Here is a 13,841-nt window from a genome sequence, read left to right on the forward strand (position 1 = left end):
ATGACGACGACCGCGCCCGTTTACATCGTTTCGGCTTCGCGTACCCCCATCGGGGCCTTTTTGGGCAGCCTCTCCTCCTTGCGCGCGCCGGAGCTGGGCGCGACCGCCATTCGAGGCGCACTGGAGAAGGCCAACGTCACGCCCGATCAGGTCGGCGAGGTCTTCATGGGCAATGTGCTCTCGGCCGGCATCGGCCAGGCCCCTGCGCGCCAAGCCATGATTTATGCGGGGATTCCCAACACGGTGCCCGCCACCACGGTGGGAAAGGTCTGTGGCTCGGGCCTGCAGGCAATCCTGTTTGGCGCCAAGACGGTGGCGCTGGGAGATGCCGAGCTCGTGGTTTCGGGCGGCATGGAGTCGATGTCAAATGTGCCCTACTACCTCGACAAGGCCCGCGGCGGGTACCGCATGGGCGATGGAAAAATCGTCGACGGGATGATCTTCGACGGCCTGTGGGATCCGTACAACAACATCCACATGGGCAATTGCGGCGATTCGTGCGCCAAGGAGTACGGCTTCACGCGTGAGGCGCAGGACGAATACGCCCGCGAGAGCTTCCGCCGCGCCCTCGCCGCCCAGCGTGAGGGGCTCTTCGCCAAGGAGATCACGCCGGTCAAGGTTCCGCAGAGGAAGGGCGACCCGCTCGAGGTGAAGGACGACGAGGGGCCGGCCAAGGGCGATCCGTCGAAGTTCGCCTCGCTGAAGCCGGCCTTCTCGAAGGATGGGACCATCACGGCCGCCAACGCGTCGTCGATCAACGATGGGGCGTGCGCCCTGGTGTTGGCCAGTGAGGCCGCCGTGAAGGCGCACAACCTGACGCCACTGGCGCGCATCGTCGGGTACGCGAGCGCGGCGCACGAGCCGACGCAGTTCACCACGGCGCCCATCAAGGCCATCGACGCGGTGTGCAAGCGCACGGGGCTCAAGACGGGCGACATCGATCTGTACGAGATCAACGAGGCCTTCGCGGTGGTGTCGATGGTGGCCATCAAGCAACTGGGCCTCGACCCGCAGCGCGTCAACGTGCGCGGCGGTGCGGTGGCGCTCGGCCATCCCATCGGCGCCTCGGGTGCGCGCATCGTGACGACGTTGCTGCATGCGATGCAGGATCAAGGCAAGAAGCGCGGCGTGGCGGCCATCTGCATCGGCGGCGGCGAGGCCTTGGCCCTGGTCGTCGAGCGGTGATTCGCCCGCGCGAGCTCTCCGCGACGCTGGATCTGTTTCCGGTGCGCACGCCGACCTTGCCGCCGGCGACGCACACGAACAGCTATGCGTTGGGCTCGCGCGATGTTCTTCTCGTCGAACCCTCGACGCCGTACGACGACGAGCAGCGCGCGTTCCTCGAGTGGGCGCGCGCGCTCGCCTCGCAAGGGCGGCGTGCGGTGGCTATCTGCGCGACGCACCATCACCCGGACCACGTGGGCGGACTCGCCGTGCTCGCGCGCGAGCTTTCGCTGCCCGTCTGGGCGCACCCGGAGACGACGGCGCGGCTCGAGCCGGAGCTCGCCGCGCACGTTACGCGGGCGCTCGCCGATGGAGACACGCTCGCGCTCGATGGGCCGATCCCCGAGACGTGGCAGGTGCTGCACACGCCGGGGCATGCCCCAGGCCACGTGTGCCTCCATGAACGAGAGCGCGGCACCGTCGTGGTGGGCGACATGGTGGCGAGCGTGGGAACCATCTTGATTGCGCCGGGCGACGGCGACATGCGGATCTACCTGGAGCAGCTGGCGCGGCTGGAGTCGCTGGGCGCGCGGCTGGCGCTGCCGGCCCACGGCGATCCCATCGACGAGCCGTCGGCGCTGTTTCGCAAGTACATCGTGCACCGCGGTATGCGCGAGGCGAAGGTGCGCGCGGCGCTCGGTGCGGAGGGCGAGAAGGGCGCGGACTTGGACGATCTGGTGGCGAGCGCCTACGACGATACGCCCGTGCATCTGTGGCCCATCGCGCGTTTGAGCCTGCGTGCGCACTTGGACAAGCTCGTCTACGACGGCGCCGCCGCCTTCGACGGCGATCTCTGGCGGGCGTCATGACGTGGCAGAAGGCGTACCTGGCCACCTGCATCGTGCTCGAGGAGCCGGAGGCGGCACGCGCGCTCGGTTCGAGCGTCGACGGGGTGCGGAGAGAGCTCGCGCTGGATGCGCATTCGAGCAAACAGGCCCGGGCGCGCCAGCTGGCCGACGCGATTCAGTCGATCTTGCGCGATCTCGAGCGGATGGAGCAGCCATGGCCCACATAGCGCGCGGGACGGTGATCCGCGGCGAGGCGGCGGAGAAGGCCACGCCGTTCGGGCGGCACGTGGGCGATGGCCCGCGTGGGCGGGTGCTTCCGCGCCCTCTGGTCGATGCCCACCAGGCCGCCGCCGAGGTGACCGAACGGGCGCGGGCACGCGCGTACCACGAGGCGCGGGCGCACGTGGAAACGGAGCTGGCCGCGCATTACCTGACCTTGCGGCGGCGAAACGAGCAGCAGGCGGAGGACGATCTGGATCGCACGGTCGCGCTTGCCGTGCTCCTGGCGGAGCGGCTCATCGGCGCAACGCTTCGCGTGGAACACCATCGTATCGTGCATATGGCCCAGGCAGCCTTGGCGGAAGCGAGGGGCGCGCGGAAGGTGGTCATTGAGGCGTGCCCCCTCGACGTGGAGGAGCTTCGGTCCAACGTTTCCGCTTTCGGGCTCCCACCCGAATGCGTGGAAATCCGCGAAAACCCGGAGCTTGCTTCGGGGTCCCTCTCCCTTCAAACCGACCTCGGATCGTTGGATGCAAGGCTCTCACCCCAACTCGAGCGACTCGCCGTCGCACTCCGTGACGCACTCCGTGAATAGCGATCGGGCAAGCTCGGCCCCCAACGCCGACCCGGGACCGCCCGGCGAGGTGACCCAGGACGAACGGCGGCCGCTGGCCTGGCGCACGAACCTCGGGCTCTTTCTCGCCACCGCCGCGAGCGTCTTCTGGACGGGGACGCAGGCGTTCAGCGATTCCGCGAATTGGGCGGAGCGGGCGGCCATGGCCGCGCCCTTCACGGTGACCTTGCTGGCCATCTTGCTCGCGCACGAATTCGGGCATTTCATCGCCGCGCGGCTCCACAAGGTGGACGCGTCGCTTCCATTCTTCATCCCGCTGCCGTTTCCCGTCTCGCCCTTCGGCACGATGGGGGCCGTCATTCGCATGCGCGGGGACATCGACACGCGCCGTGCCCTGCTCGACATCGGCGCCGCGGGGCCGCTGGCCGGCTTGGTGGTGGCCATCCCCGCCTACGCGTGGGGAGCGGCGCACTCGCAGCTCGTGGCCAACACGATGGAAGCGGGCCAGCTCGGCGAGTCCATTCTGCTCAAGACGCTCGACCATTTCTTCGCACCCGCGATCCCTGCGGGGATGGACCTGTCGCTGTCGCCGGTGGCCTACGCCGCATGGATTGGCATGTTCATCACGATGATCAACCTGCTGCCCATCGGCCAGCTCGACGGCGGCCACATCGCCTACGCGCTCTTGGGCCCGAAGCAGGACAAGGTCGCCCCCTTCGTGCACCGCTCGCTGTTGGCCTTCTTCTTCGTCAGCCTGGCAAGCTTCATCCTGCGGGACGTGCGCGCCGGGTTCGGGCTCTTTCGCATCGGCCAGCACGTGGCCAATGCCATCCCTTGGCTCGGGCTCTTCGAGTTCATGGCCGTCCTCGGGACGTTCTCGAGCCAACGCCACGCGCGCTCGGCCGATGCGATGTCCTTGCGCACCCGCATCCTGGCCACCGTGGGCCTGGTGATGATGGCCATGCTCGGCCAGGAGCTCACCGGTGTAAAGGGAACGCTCCTCTGGTTCGGATGGTTCGTGGGGCTCGGCTTGTTTCTCGCGATGGACGTCCGCTGGGGCGTGCTCCGACGTCACGCCTTGTTCGACCACCCCATCACGAGCGCCGAGCCCCTCGGGCGCGGGCGTGCGGTCATCGCCATCGTGACATTGGCAATGTTCGTGCTGCTCTTCATGCCCGCTCCGATCACGATGTGAGCGGCAAAGAAGCACGGACACGAAACAATGGCGAATGATCAGCGCGAGGTGAGCCCCGCGTTGCCGCGGACCATTGAAACTGCTCATTGGCAAATACGAGAACGGACTTCGATCCATCGTATTGAAAGTAGAAGACCATTCCATCGTCGCTGCCCACGAGGCGCCGAGGAAGGCGGCGAACCGCCCATTGACGTAACGGCCCGTCTACCTCTTGGGCGGCCTCGGCCAAGGACGGGCGAGTTCGCCACGATTCGTCGAATTTTACGCGGAATCCGATGAAACGGCTTCCGGCGCGGCGCGTTGGGGAGTAGGACGGGGGCATGTCGAACGACGAGAAGCTCGACCAGGACATCCGTCTGGGGCTCGGGCGTGCGCTGGGCGGGACGGATTTTCCGTCGCTGGGTGCCAAGTACGAGGGCAAAGTCCGCGACAATTACAGCACCGCGGACGGGCGCCGTTACATCGTCGTGACGGACCGGATCAGCGCGTTCGATCATGTGCTGGGGACCATCCCGTTCAAGGGGCAGGTGCTCAATCGGTTGGCCGCGTGGTGGTTCGAGCAAACGCGCTCCGTCGCCGACAACCACCTGCTCAGCGTGCCCGATCCCAACGTGCTCGAGTGTGTCGAGTGCGAGCCGCTTCTCGTCGAGATGGTCGTGCGCGCATACATCACCGGTTCGACGGGAACCAGCGCGTGGACGCACTACCAAAAGGGCGCGCGCGTCTTCGCGGGGCACCCGCTGCCGGAAGGCCTGCGCAAGAACCAGCGCCTGCCCGCGCCCATCCTCACGCCCGCGACGAAGGCGCCGCTCGGCGAGCACGACGTGACCATGTCGCGCGAGGAGATCCTCGCCCAGGGCAAGGTCACCGCGGCGGACTTCGACGTGGCGGCGGACATGGCCATGCGCCTCTTCGACGTCGGCGCCAAGCTGGCGGGTGCGCACGGACTCATCCTGGCCGACACCAAATACGAGATGGGCAAGACCAAGGACGGTCGCATCGTGCTCATCGACGAGATCCACACACCGGACTCGTCGCGCTTCTGGATGGCCGACACCTACGAAGAGCGCTTCGCCAAGGGCGAAGATCCCGCGCCCTTCGACAAGGACTTCGTCCGAAGTTACTACACGAACCTCGGCTACAACTACGACGGACCGCCGCCCCCGCTACCGGACGAGGTGCGCGCGGGCGCCGCAAAGCGCTATATCAGCGCGTACGAACGCATCACCGGCGAGACATTCGTACCCGACACCGACGAACCGATCGCCCGCATTCGCAAAAATTTGGGTCTTTAGGAAGAACACGGAGAGATGACATGAAGGCGACCGTCGTGGTGAGGCTCAAGTCCGAGGTACTCGATCCGCAAGGCGATGCAGTGCGACGCGCCCTGGGCACGCTCGGCTTCGAAGGCGTCAAGAACGTGCGCATCGGCAAGATCGTCGAGATCGAAATCGACGAGGCCCACTCGAAGGACCCCAAGGACCTGACCGAGCGCCTCGCCAAGATGTCCGACGAGATGCTCGCCAACCCGGTCATCGAGGACTACGAGGTCAAGCTCGGCTAGAGCCCTGGCATCCGGCCAGGCTGGGCCAAAGCTCAATCCAGCTGGAACGCGTCGATGGTCGCGTAGGAGCCCGAGCGCTTTACCACCGTGAGGGTGTGTGGGGCGCTCGCGAGGCCGTGGACTGCGAAGATCTCCTGCCGCACCTGGCGCGAGGGGGCCGAGGTGTCGATGCGGCCTCGGGAGGTGCCGTCGACGTAGACTTCCACCTCGCCTTGATCGGCATTGCGCTCGCCGAAGACGGATATACCCGTACCCGTAAAGGGGAATCTCACCGCGGCGCCGTCGGCGGTGGCATAATGCACATCGCCGCCAAAGTCGCCATAGCTGCGGAATGTCGATGTTTGCCATTGGCGCGAGCGCGCGTCCGATGAATAGAGCGGGCCGTCGTCCGGATCGTTGACGAAGTTGGAGCGAGGGGCCAGCGCGCGGTAGGCGGGCTCCAGGCCCGATTGCGCGAGGATCGATTGTGCAGCCGCAGGCCATTCGCCGAAGGGGAGCACCTGTGCGGGCTGAATCGTGTTGTTGCTCCCCCAGTCACCGTGCTTCTCGGGGTTGTCCGTGTAATTCGTCCCGTCGGCCCCAATTTGGTTGTCGTGCGCCGTGCGCAGCCAGATACCGAGCCAATGGCCGCCGGTGTTGAACACCACGTTGTCGTGGGTGCGCCAATACGAACTACCTTCGTCGTGGTAGAGCATGTGAAAGCACGATGCGGCCGTGGAAACGGCGTTGCCCGATTCCTCCGGCACGATGCCGTCGAGGATGCGCTGGCCGCCCAAGGTGTAAATCGGCCCGCCGTCCACCAAGGTGCGCATCACATCGTAGATGCGATTGCCCACGATGCGGTTGGCCCCCGACCAAAGCGTGCCGCGGCGGCACGGTTGATTCGGTTTGTCGGCCTTTTGCTGCTCGCACGTGGAGGCCCAGCCCCACCCCCAGCCCAGTGAAATCCCGGTGTACGATGCATGCGCGACCAAGTTGTGCGCCACCGTGGTGCGGCGCGCGTGGCCGACCCAGATGCCGACGGTGTCGTGGTAGTCCACCCCGGTGTTCGTCACGGCGTTGTTCGACAACGTGTTTCCGCGGGTCATCCGCGTCGTCTGGGTATCGTTCAAATAGTAATCATCGACCTCGCCCGCGAGCAGTCCGCCACCGGAAACATCGTCGATGCGATTGCCCACGATGGAGGAATCCTGCGTACCGTCGGCCAATTCGACGCCGGCCCCGCCCAGGTGCGTAAACGTATTGTCGGCAAACTCGATGCGCTGGCCGCGCCGCACGGCAATGGCGCCGGGGATGTGCCGCGGCAGCCCCGTCGCCGGATCCCAGAGGTTGCCTGCCTGGTTGTCGATGTACCCGCCGCGATCCGGCTCGGACCAGGCCGCGTAGGCGAAGGTCAGCCCGCGGAAGGCGAGATCGTGGACCGTTTGCAGCGGCTCGGGCAGAACCACGTAGCCGTCGAGCACGAGCCATGTTGGCTCCGTGGAGTGCTTGCGCAGGGTGAGGCGGTACTTCGCCTTGGGCAAGCCGGCCACCGAGTAGACGACCTGCTGCGCGACGCGATCCGGCGATGCCGTGTCGGCGGTGTCCTGGCGCACGACGGCGCCGGTGGCATCGTCCTGCACTACGGCCTCGATGGAGTCTTGGTCCGCGTTGCGCTCGCCAAGTACGTCGAGGCCCGTGCCGGTGAAGGTGATGGTCGCCACCGCATCGCGCGACTGCGTGGCGGTCACGTCGTCGCGAAAATCACCGTGCCCGCGCTGCCCGAAGTGCTGCCATGCGCCGCCGTACACCGCGCTCGCATCGTCGTCGTTGACCGGGGTGAGGTGCCCCGGCGTGCCCTTCACATGGAGCAGCCCGTCGGCGAGGGGCAGCTCGACGTCGGCCTTGGTGAGGTCCTCGCCGGGGCGCGGGACGTAATACAAATCGCCGGCCGAGGAGTCGAACCAGAATTGCCCCGGCGTGCCGAGCAGCTCCTTGGCGCCCTCGACCCATGTCGCATTGTCCATGCGCGGCATGCCGCTGCCGTGGAAGGGAAAGCCCGGTCGCAAGGGCGAAAGCATATTGATGCGCCAGCACGTGGGCTCCATGACCAAGGTGGTTCCCTCGCGCGACGGCGTCGGAAACGGCCCGCCCTCGTTCTCGGGATCGTGCGGCACGGGCACGGTGTCGGTGGTCGGCTCGATGCCGACCACGGGACAGCGCAGGTGCTTCCATTGGTGATCGTTCATCACCTCGATGCCGGGGCGAAAGGTCCACGCGCGGAACGTCGTGTCGCCGTTCACGGTGGAAAGGCCGCGCGCGGTCGGCGTAAAGGCGATGGCGCCGTGGGCGGTGCGCGCGCGATCGGCCCGCACGCCGTCGACCCACATCTGACGGCCGCTCGCACCGGCGGGCGCTTTCGCGCGCCACACGTTGCGCGCCTCGTCGATGCGCACGAACCCCGTCGCGCGCACGCCGCCGTGGATCGTGGGATGCGCGCCGGGCGCCGCCTGCCACACGATCCGCCGGCCCGCGGCCCCCGAATCCTCCGGCCCAAAGGTCCAGGCGCGCGCGAGGCGGTACGTTCCTTCGAGGAGCTGGACCGTGATATCATCCGATGTATCGGTCGCTAGGTCGCGCGCGCGAGCCTGTGCGCCCGCGAGATCGCAGGGACGGGATTCCGTGCAATCCGTACCGCGCCCATCCGGAGATGCGTAAAGAATCGCGCGCGAAGCGCATCCGGTCATCGAGGCGAGAAGCGCTGGGAACAGGGGCCATCGTCCGCTTCGCATGCGCTCGACAGTAAAGAATTCATCCGATGTATGTCAACGCTTGCGGCGGCTATACTGCGGCATCGTGAGGACGTTCGCGCTCGCCGCTTTGCTCTCCGTGCCCGTCGCTCTGGTCATGCAAGCTTGCTCCAGCGACGACGAAAGCCCGCCGGCCAGCCCCCCGCAGCCCGATGCGGGCCCCGACGTGGCCAGCGATGCACCGGCCTTGCGCACCACCGGCCTTGCGCAGACGTGCCAGCGCGGGCAGCGCGTGACGGAGGTCCCGGCGACGTGCAACGGCTCACCGGCGTTGTGCTCGCGCACTTACGATCGCGTGGCCGTGCCGATGACCCACAATGCCTATTCGCTCGTGTCGGGCAACTTCACCCCACCCAATCAGACGCGCGGCATCGCCGAGCAGCTCGACGATGGCATCCGCGGCATGATGCTCGACACGGCCTATTTCGATCCGCTCGAGAAGCAGGACAGCGCGCAGCGCATCGGGGATCTGTCGCTCCCGGACCAGACCTTTCTCTGCCACGGGCCATGCGCCTTGGCCCAGACGCGGCTGCTCGACGAGCTTTGCACGATCACCAAGTTCCTCGATGGGCACCCGGGGGAGGTGTTCAGCATCATCTTCGAGAACCGCATCGCCGACGCCGACACGGCCGCGATGCTCCAAGCGAGCGGGCTCGCGGATTACGTGTACACGCATGAATCGACCACCGCCCCGTGGCCAACCCTCGGCGACATGATCGCCCGCGGCAAGCGCGCGGTCATCTTCCTCGAGCAGAACGGCGGCACGCCCGCGTACCTGCACCCGGCCTGGACGAACGTCTGGGACACGCCGTATTCGTTCGCCAGCACGACGGATTTCTCGTGCCGGCTCAATCGCGGGGCGACGACGAATCCGCTGTTCCTGGTGAACCACTGGCTCAGCCCACCCAAGCCGGAAAACGGCGAGCAGGTGAACGTCGCGAGCGTGCTCGGAAAGCGCGTGGAGCAGTGCAAGAACGAAGCGGGGCGCGTGCCCACCTTCGTCGGCGTCGATTGGTACGACAAGGGCGATCTCTTCGCCGTCGTCCAACAGGCGAATGGGCTCTAAGCCAAGCGACCGCGCGCGAGGCAGTAGAAGGTGAGCGCGATCGGAACGGTGAGCGCGAGCCAACTCGTCCACTCGCCGACGCCGAGCAACGCCGTGAGGAGGCCCAACGTGGTGAGCGCGGCCAAGGCGCTGGGGATGGCGAAGACGCGGACGAAGCTGCGAGGCGGAGCGCTCATTCCGCGGGCTCCTCGGACAAGGGGAGGCCGCCCGCCGCAGCGTCGCCCTCCTCGGTGATGGGACGGGAGGCGCGGAGGCGCGCGACCCAGAGGTAGATGCCGCTGCCCAGGACCACGATGGTGAGGACGTCGAGAAAGGCCCAGAGCACCTTGAGCGGCATGCCGCCGTAATCGCCAAAGTGCAGAGGGCGCGAGATCTCCAGGGCCTGCAGGTACCAGGGAAAGCGGCGCGCGGTGGCGAGCTTTCCGGTGTCGGCCTCCACCAGCACCGGCGTGAACATGCGCGCGGTGAGCAAACTCGAACCGTGCATCCAAATGAAGTAATGGCGCGGGCTTCCAAAGCGCGATTCGGGAAAGCCCACGCTGGTCGGCGTCATGTCCGGAAGCGCGGCGCGCGCGGTGGCGACGGCATCATCGACCGAGCTTCGGGTCGCGGGAAGCGGCTTGCCTTTGTACGGGGCCAGGAGCGCGGGCACGGTCATCTGGTTCCAGATGCCGAAAAACGGCGCCTCCAGCGTGTTGACGAAGCCCGTGGCCCCGACGACGAGCGCCCAGGCCAAGGTGGTGCTTCCCACCAGGTTGTGGATATCGAGCCAACGGATCCGCGCCGCGCGCGCTTTGCGCACGATGCCGAACCCGATCCGCCGGGCCATGGGGCCGTAGACGACCACGCCCGAAACGATGGAGGCGAGAAAGGCCAGGGACATGATGCCCAGGAACAAGTCGCCCAGGATGCCGGTGCACAGGCTCTTGTGCAGATTCCAGATGAAGTCCGTCAGGCCGCCTTCCGCCGGTGCCGAGCCCCGCACCTCGCCGGTGCGGTCGTCGAAGAAGACGCGCTGCACCTTGGACAGCGGCGAGTCGAACTCCTCCCCGACCCCGAGGCCAATGAGGTGCGGCCGCTCGGCATCCCAGAAGACGAACTGCACGTGCTTCGTGGGGTACAGGCTCTTTCCCTGCGCGATGATGGCGTCGATGGACTTCACGGGCGTGCGCTCATCCAGATCGCGCAGCTCGCGCGCATACGGCCGCGCGGCGAGCGCCGCGTCGATCTCGTCGCGGAAGACGAGGGGCAGGCCCGTGATGCACAGCACGAGCATGAACGCCGTACACACGACGCTCGTCCACGTGTGCACGAGCCTCCAGCGTTGGAGGCTCGCCTTTTTCTCCACGGAAATGGAACCCGCGGCCGCTGTCATGGCAAAGCGCGCACGCTATTTGATTTTGACGAAGGCGCGGCTGAATCCCGAGATGGAGAACGCGGGCGCCACCGAGCCGTCGGCCTTGATCTCGTAGCCCTTCGACTCGCTGAAGGCCTTGTTGGGGGCGAGCAAGAACGTGCGCCCGTCGAGGCGAAAGGTCGTCTGCTGCGCGCCAAGCCGGGCGATACCCGCGATGGGCTTCGCTGCACCGGTGTCGAGGTTGTACGCCCACGACTCCCAATTTTCGCCGGAGACCAATTGGAATGCGGTGACCGCCTTGACGTCCTGGAAGGCCTCTTGGTGCAGGGTGGCAAAGATGGCCGTGCGCCCGCCGGCATAACTGAGTTGCGCCCCCTCGTGACCCCCGGTGAGATCGCGGAACTTCGGCGCCCAATTGGGGTCGAGCGTGTCGCTGTTCTGCGGCAGACGCAGCATGCAGCTCGGCGGCTTGCCGTCCTGCAGGGTACCGGGCACGTTGTAAAACCAATTGCTGAAATAGGCCGTGCCAGCTTCGTCGGTGAAGGCAAGCCCGCCGAGCGCAGGGCAGCGCGTCTCGGGCGTCATGGAAATGAGCTTGTCCGTGTCCGTGTCGTAGACGGCAAACAGTTGCTCGTCGGAGAATTTGTACGGCTGCACCGTCAAGTTCGACCAATAGAACACACGGTAAAGGCGATTGCCGCGGGCGATGGCCGACGAGGACTTCACGTCGATGAACCCTTCGCGCTGCAAGTTGTTCGGCGGAATCACATTGCCGAGCTGCATGGTCGTGGGGTTCCACGCGACCTGCGTGCCGTTCGTCCCAATGATGTACGCCTTCGTGGGGCTGACGAAGGTGTTGACCGTGACGTCCACGGATACGGCGGGCACGCCGAAGTTGGCAAAGCTGAGAACGGGGACCGTCGTATCCAGCGCGAGCTGGTTGTTGGCATCCAGCACGTACCGCTCGATCTCCGGGCGATCGCCGCGCGACACGTAGAGGAACCCGTTGTACGAGGCAATGTTGGCCTGGCCGGCGAACTCGCGGCCGTTTTTCGTGTCGATGGTGGCCACGTCGGGCGAATCGACCGATGTCAGGTACGTGGTGCCTTGCGGGGCGCCTGGGCTAAACACGATGATGGCCATCGCATAACGTCCGGGCGCGGCCTGGTTGTTGTCGTTGTCGCTGCTGCAGCCCACCCCGGCCAGCGCCAAGCCGCCGAGAATCCAGTTTACCCATTTCGACATAACGCGTCCTTCGGTTTGGTAAGCACGCGCCCAGTCCGTCGGCGCGCAGGGTTCATCGCGGAGCCTTGTCGCGAATGATTCGCATTTTCTTTCCATGCCCTCGAGGGCGCGTCAAGAGCCGACCCCCGCCCAGGGCAAGGCGGGGCGTACGTCTTCGACGATGCGTCCGCTGCGGAGGGTGACGCGTCGGTCGGCGACGTGAAAGTAGCGATCGTCGTGGGAGATGACCACGAGCGTCTTCCCCTGGCGTTTCAGGTCGGGGAGAATTTCCGTGTAGAATACACGACGGAAGGTGGGATCCTGCTCGGCGGCCCACTCGTCGAAGACGAGAATGGGGCGATTCTCCAGGTAGGCTTGCACGAGGGCGAGACGCTTCCGTTGACCGGCCGAGAGGTCGATGGTCGAAAACGCACCATCCTCGATGGTGACCTTGTGGGCGATCTCGAGGCGCTCCAGATAGTCGCGGGCCAGGTCGGCATCCGAGTCGGCGCGGGTGATGAGGTCCTGAAAGAGGAGGTAGTCGAAAAAGACGGGCGAGAAGAGCTGGCGGTAGGCGTCGCGCGCCCGGGGTTCGACGGATGCGCCGTCGAGAAGAAGCTCGCCGCCGGTGGGCTCGTACAAACCGAGAAGGACCATGAGCAACGTCGTTTTGCCACAGCCGTTCTCGCCGGTGATGAAGAGTGTCTCGCCCTGTTGAATCGTGAGATCGACGGGGCCGAGCTCGAAGGTGCTGGAGCCTTGCGCGGCCGGGAAACGGTAGCGGGCACCGCGCAGTTCGATGGATTGCAGGGCATCGCGCGCGGGTGCGGTGTCGGTGGTGTCGGCGAGGCTGAGTTCGGGCGTCTGGAAGGCGGCGGAGAGCTCGGCGACGCGCTTGAGGGAAATTTGCGCTTGGCCCACCGAGGGGAGCTGGATGACGACCTGCTCGATGGGGCCTTTGATGTAGAGCAGGACGAGGGCGAAGCCGCTGACCGTGCCCGCGTCGACGGTGTAGTGGTCGCCCAAGGCCACGATGGCGCCGATGCCGGCGAAGAAGAGCATGGCCGAGAAGGCGCGGGAGGCCCAGAAGGCGCGCATGGCGGTCATTTTGAGATCGCGGATGCGATCGACCGAGCCGCGGAGTTGCACGCCGTGCACGCGGGCGCGTCGGCGGCGGTTCATGCGCAGCTCTTTGGCCCCCTCGGTGATGGCGACGTAGCCTTTTTGGAGATCGTCCTGCGCATCGCGCACGCCCGCGTAGGCCTTCATCCAAATGCGCCCCGCGACGAGGTTGCCCGCGAGTCCGACGGCAATGGCAACGAGGGCCACGACGAAGAGGCCAGGGCTGAGGAACGCGAGGTAGGTGAGGCAACCGAGGGTGATGGCCACGGCCACGAGCAGACCGGACGCGTTGAAGGAGAAGGCGCTGATGGTGTCGACGTCGTGGCCCAAGGTGGAGAGCAGGCGCGGCGCGCGGTATTTCTGAATGGCCGGAATGGGCGCGCACACGATGCGGGCGACGACCTCCTTGCGCAGGTTGGCGATGACCCGCTGGCCAACGAAGCTGTTGCCGACGGCGGCGAGGGTTTCGCCGGCGAGGACGAGGAGGCAGAGGGCCGCGAAGGCGAGCAGGATGGAACCGAGCTTCCCCTTTTCCGCGTGCAGCGAGGCGTTGAGGGTGGCGATGAGCCAAGCCATGCCCAGGCCGGAGAGCACGCCGGTGACGGAGGAGAAGGCGGCGAGAACGCGGAAGGGCCGGAGCAGGCGCAGGATCTCGCGGGCGAGGGTCGCCTCGGGCGGCGGCGGGTGGGACGGTTCGTCGTGGGAAGGCATGGGGTTCC

Annotated in this window: 13 protein-coding genes; 8 read left to right on the forward strand and 5 right to left on the reverse strand. The window is 66.5% G+C overall.

Annotated elements, in window-relative coordinates; all coding sequences use genetic code 11:
• From LVJ94_46470 to purS, 7 genes are all read left to right on the forward strand, one after another.
• Nucleotides 1-1,185, forward strand: coding sequence for a thiolase family protein (locus tag LVJ94_46470; protein WXB04337.1), 1,185 nt, complete (start codon nucleotides 1-3; stop codon nucleotides 1,183-1,185).
• Entirely contained in the window at nucleotides 1,182-2,033 is an 852-nt protein-coding gene (locus LVJ94_46475; protein WXB04338.1) for an MBL fold metallo-hydrolase, read from the forward strand. The genes LVJ94_46470 and LVJ94_46475 overlap by 4 nt, the downstream gene beginning before the upstream one ends.
• Nucleotides 2,030-2,239, forward strand: coding sequence for a hypothetical protein (locus LVJ94_46480; protein ID WXB04339.1), 210 nt, complete (start codon nucleotides 2,030-2,032; stop codon nucleotides 2,237-2,239). The genes LVJ94_46475 and LVJ94_46480 overlap by 4 nt, the downstream gene beginning before the upstream one ends.
• On the forward strand, nucleotides 2,227-2,826 hold the full coding sequence (locus tag LVJ94_46485; protein ID WXB04340.1) for a hypothetical protein: 600 nt from the start codon (nucleotides 2,227-2,229) through the stop codon (nucleotides 2,824-2,826). The genes LVJ94_46480 and LVJ94_46485 overlap by 13 nt, the downstream gene beginning before the upstream one ends.
• Complete coding sequence (locus LVJ94_46490) at nucleotides 2,819-4,000, forward strand: site-2 protease family protein (protein ID WXB04341.1); 1,182 nt, start codon at nucleotides 2,819-2,821, stop codon at nucleotides 3,998-4,000. Before LVJ94_46485 ends, LVJ94_46490 begins: the two co-directional genes overlap by 8 nt.
• A 320-nt stretch (nucleotides 4,001-4,320) precedes the next feature.
• A complete protein-coding gene (locus LVJ94_46495) occupies nucleotides 4,321-5,295 on the forward strand; it encodes a phosphoribosylaminoimidazolesuccinocarboxamide synthase (protein ID WXB04342.1) in 975 nt (324 codons plus the stop codon).
• Between the two features lie 20 nt (nucleotides 5,296-5,315).
• Nucleotides 5,316-5,564 (forward strand): phosphoribosylformylglycinamidine synthase subunit PurS, encoded by a 249-nt coding sequence (gene purS, locus LVJ94_46500; protein ID WXB04343.1) that lies wholly within the window; start codon nucleotides 5,316-5,318, stop codon nucleotides 5,562-5,564.
• Between the two features lie 32 nt (nucleotides 5,565-5,596).
• Here purS and LVJ94_46505 read toward each other — a convergent pair whose 3' ends face one another.
• Complete coding sequence (locus LVJ94_46505) at nucleotides 5,597-8,335, reverse strand: hypothetical protein (GenBank protein WXB04344.1); 2,739 nt, start codon at nucleotides 8,333-8,335, stop codon at nucleotides 5,597-5,599.
• A 64-nt stretch (nucleotides 8,336-8,399) separates the two neighbouring features.
• Between LVJ94_46505 and LVJ94_46510 the strand changes: the two genes are divergently transcribed.
• On the forward strand, nucleotides 8,400-9,419 hold the full coding sequence (locus LVJ94_46510) for a hypothetical protein (GenBank protein WXB04345.1): 1,020 nt from the start codon (nucleotides 8,400-8,402) through the stop codon (nucleotides 9,417-9,419).
• Here the strand turns inward: LVJ94_46510 and LVJ94_46515 are convergent.
• The 4 genes from LVJ94_46515 to LVJ94_46530 all read right to left on the reverse strand — a co-directional run bounded on the left by LVJ94_46515 (nucleotide 9,416) and on the right by LVJ94_46530 (nucleotide 13,833).
• Nucleotides 9,416-9,595 (reverse strand): hypothetical protein, encoded by a 180-nt coding sequence (locus LVJ94_46515; protein WXB04346.1) that lies wholly within the window; start codon nucleotides 9,593-9,595, stop codon nucleotides 9,416-9,418. The two genes, LVJ94_46510 and LVJ94_46515, sit on opposite strands and share 4 nt — an antisense overlap.
• A complete protein-coding gene (locus LVJ94_46520) occupies nucleotides 9,592-10,794 on the reverse strand; it encodes a PepSY domain-containing protein (protein ID WXB04347.1) in 1,203 nt (400 codons plus the stop codon). Before LVJ94_46520 ends, LVJ94_46515 begins: the two co-directional genes overlap by 4 nt.
• A gap of 15 nt (nucleotides 10,795-10,809) precedes the next feature.
• Complete coding sequence (locus LVJ94_46525) at nucleotides 10,810-12,021, reverse strand: hypothetical protein (protein WXB04348.1); 1,212 nt, start codon at nucleotides 12,019-12,021, stop codon at nucleotides 10,810-10,812.
• A 111-nt stretch (nucleotides 12,022-12,132) separates the two neighbouring features.
• The gene (locus tag LVJ94_46530; GenBank protein ID WXB04349.1) at nucleotides 12,133-13,833 is read right to left on the reverse strand and encodes a cyclic peptide export ABC transporter; all 1,701 of its coding nucleotides are present in this window, start codon (nucleotides 13,831-13,833) and stop codon (nucleotides 12,133-12,135) included.
• Nucleotides 13,834-13,841: the final 8 nt, after the last annotated feature.

The sequence above is a fragment of the Sorangiineae bacterium MSr11367 genome (assembly GCA_037157805.1).
GTDB classification, from domain to species: Bacteria; Myxococcota_A; Polyangia; order Polyangiales; family Polyangiaceae; genus Pendulispora; species Pendulispora rubella.

Excerpts from the sequence above, each read along its gene's own strand:
- LVJ94_46470 (WXB04337.1), top strand. The coding sequence starts at position 1 with ATGACGACGACCGCGCCCGTTTACATCGTTTCGGCTTCGCGTACCCCC.
- LVJ94_46480 (WXB04339.1), top strand. The coding sequence starts at position 2,030 with ATGACGTGGCAGAAGGCGTACCTGGCCACCTGCATCGTGCTCGAGGAG.
- LVJ94_46485 (WXB04340.1), top strand. The coding sequence starts at position 2,227 with ATGGCCCACATAGCGCGCGGGACGGTGATCCGCGGCGAGGCGGCGGAG.
- LVJ94_46495 (WXB04342.1), top strand. The coding sequence starts at position 4,321 with ATGTCGAACGACGAGAAGCTCGACCAGGACATCCGTCTGGGGCTCGGG.
- purS (WXB04343.1), top strand. The coding sequence starts at position 5,316 with ATGAAGGCGACCGTCGTGGTGAGGCTCAAGTCCGAGGTACTCGATCCG.
- LVJ94_46505 (WXB04344.1), bottom strand. The coding sequence starts at position 8,335 with ATGCGAAGCGGACGATGGCCCCTGTTCCCAGCGCTTCTCGCCTCGATG.
- LVJ94_46515 (WXB04346.1), bottom strand. The coding sequence starts at position 9,595 with ATGAGCGCTCCGCCTCGCAGCTTCGTCCGCGTCTTCGCCATCCCCAGC.
- LVJ94_46520 (WXB04347.1), bottom strand. The coding sequence starts at position 10,794 with ATGACAGCGGCCGCGGGTTCCATTTCCGTGGAGAAAAAGGCGAGCCTC.
- LVJ94_46525 (WXB04348.1), bottom strand. The coding sequence starts at position 12,021 with ATGTCGAAATGGGTAAACTGGATTCTCGGCGGCTTGGCGCTGGCCGGG.
- LVJ94_46530 (WXB04349.1), bottom strand. The coding sequence starts at position 13,833 with ATGCCTTCCCACGACGAACCGTCCCACCCGCCGCCGCCCGAGGCGACC.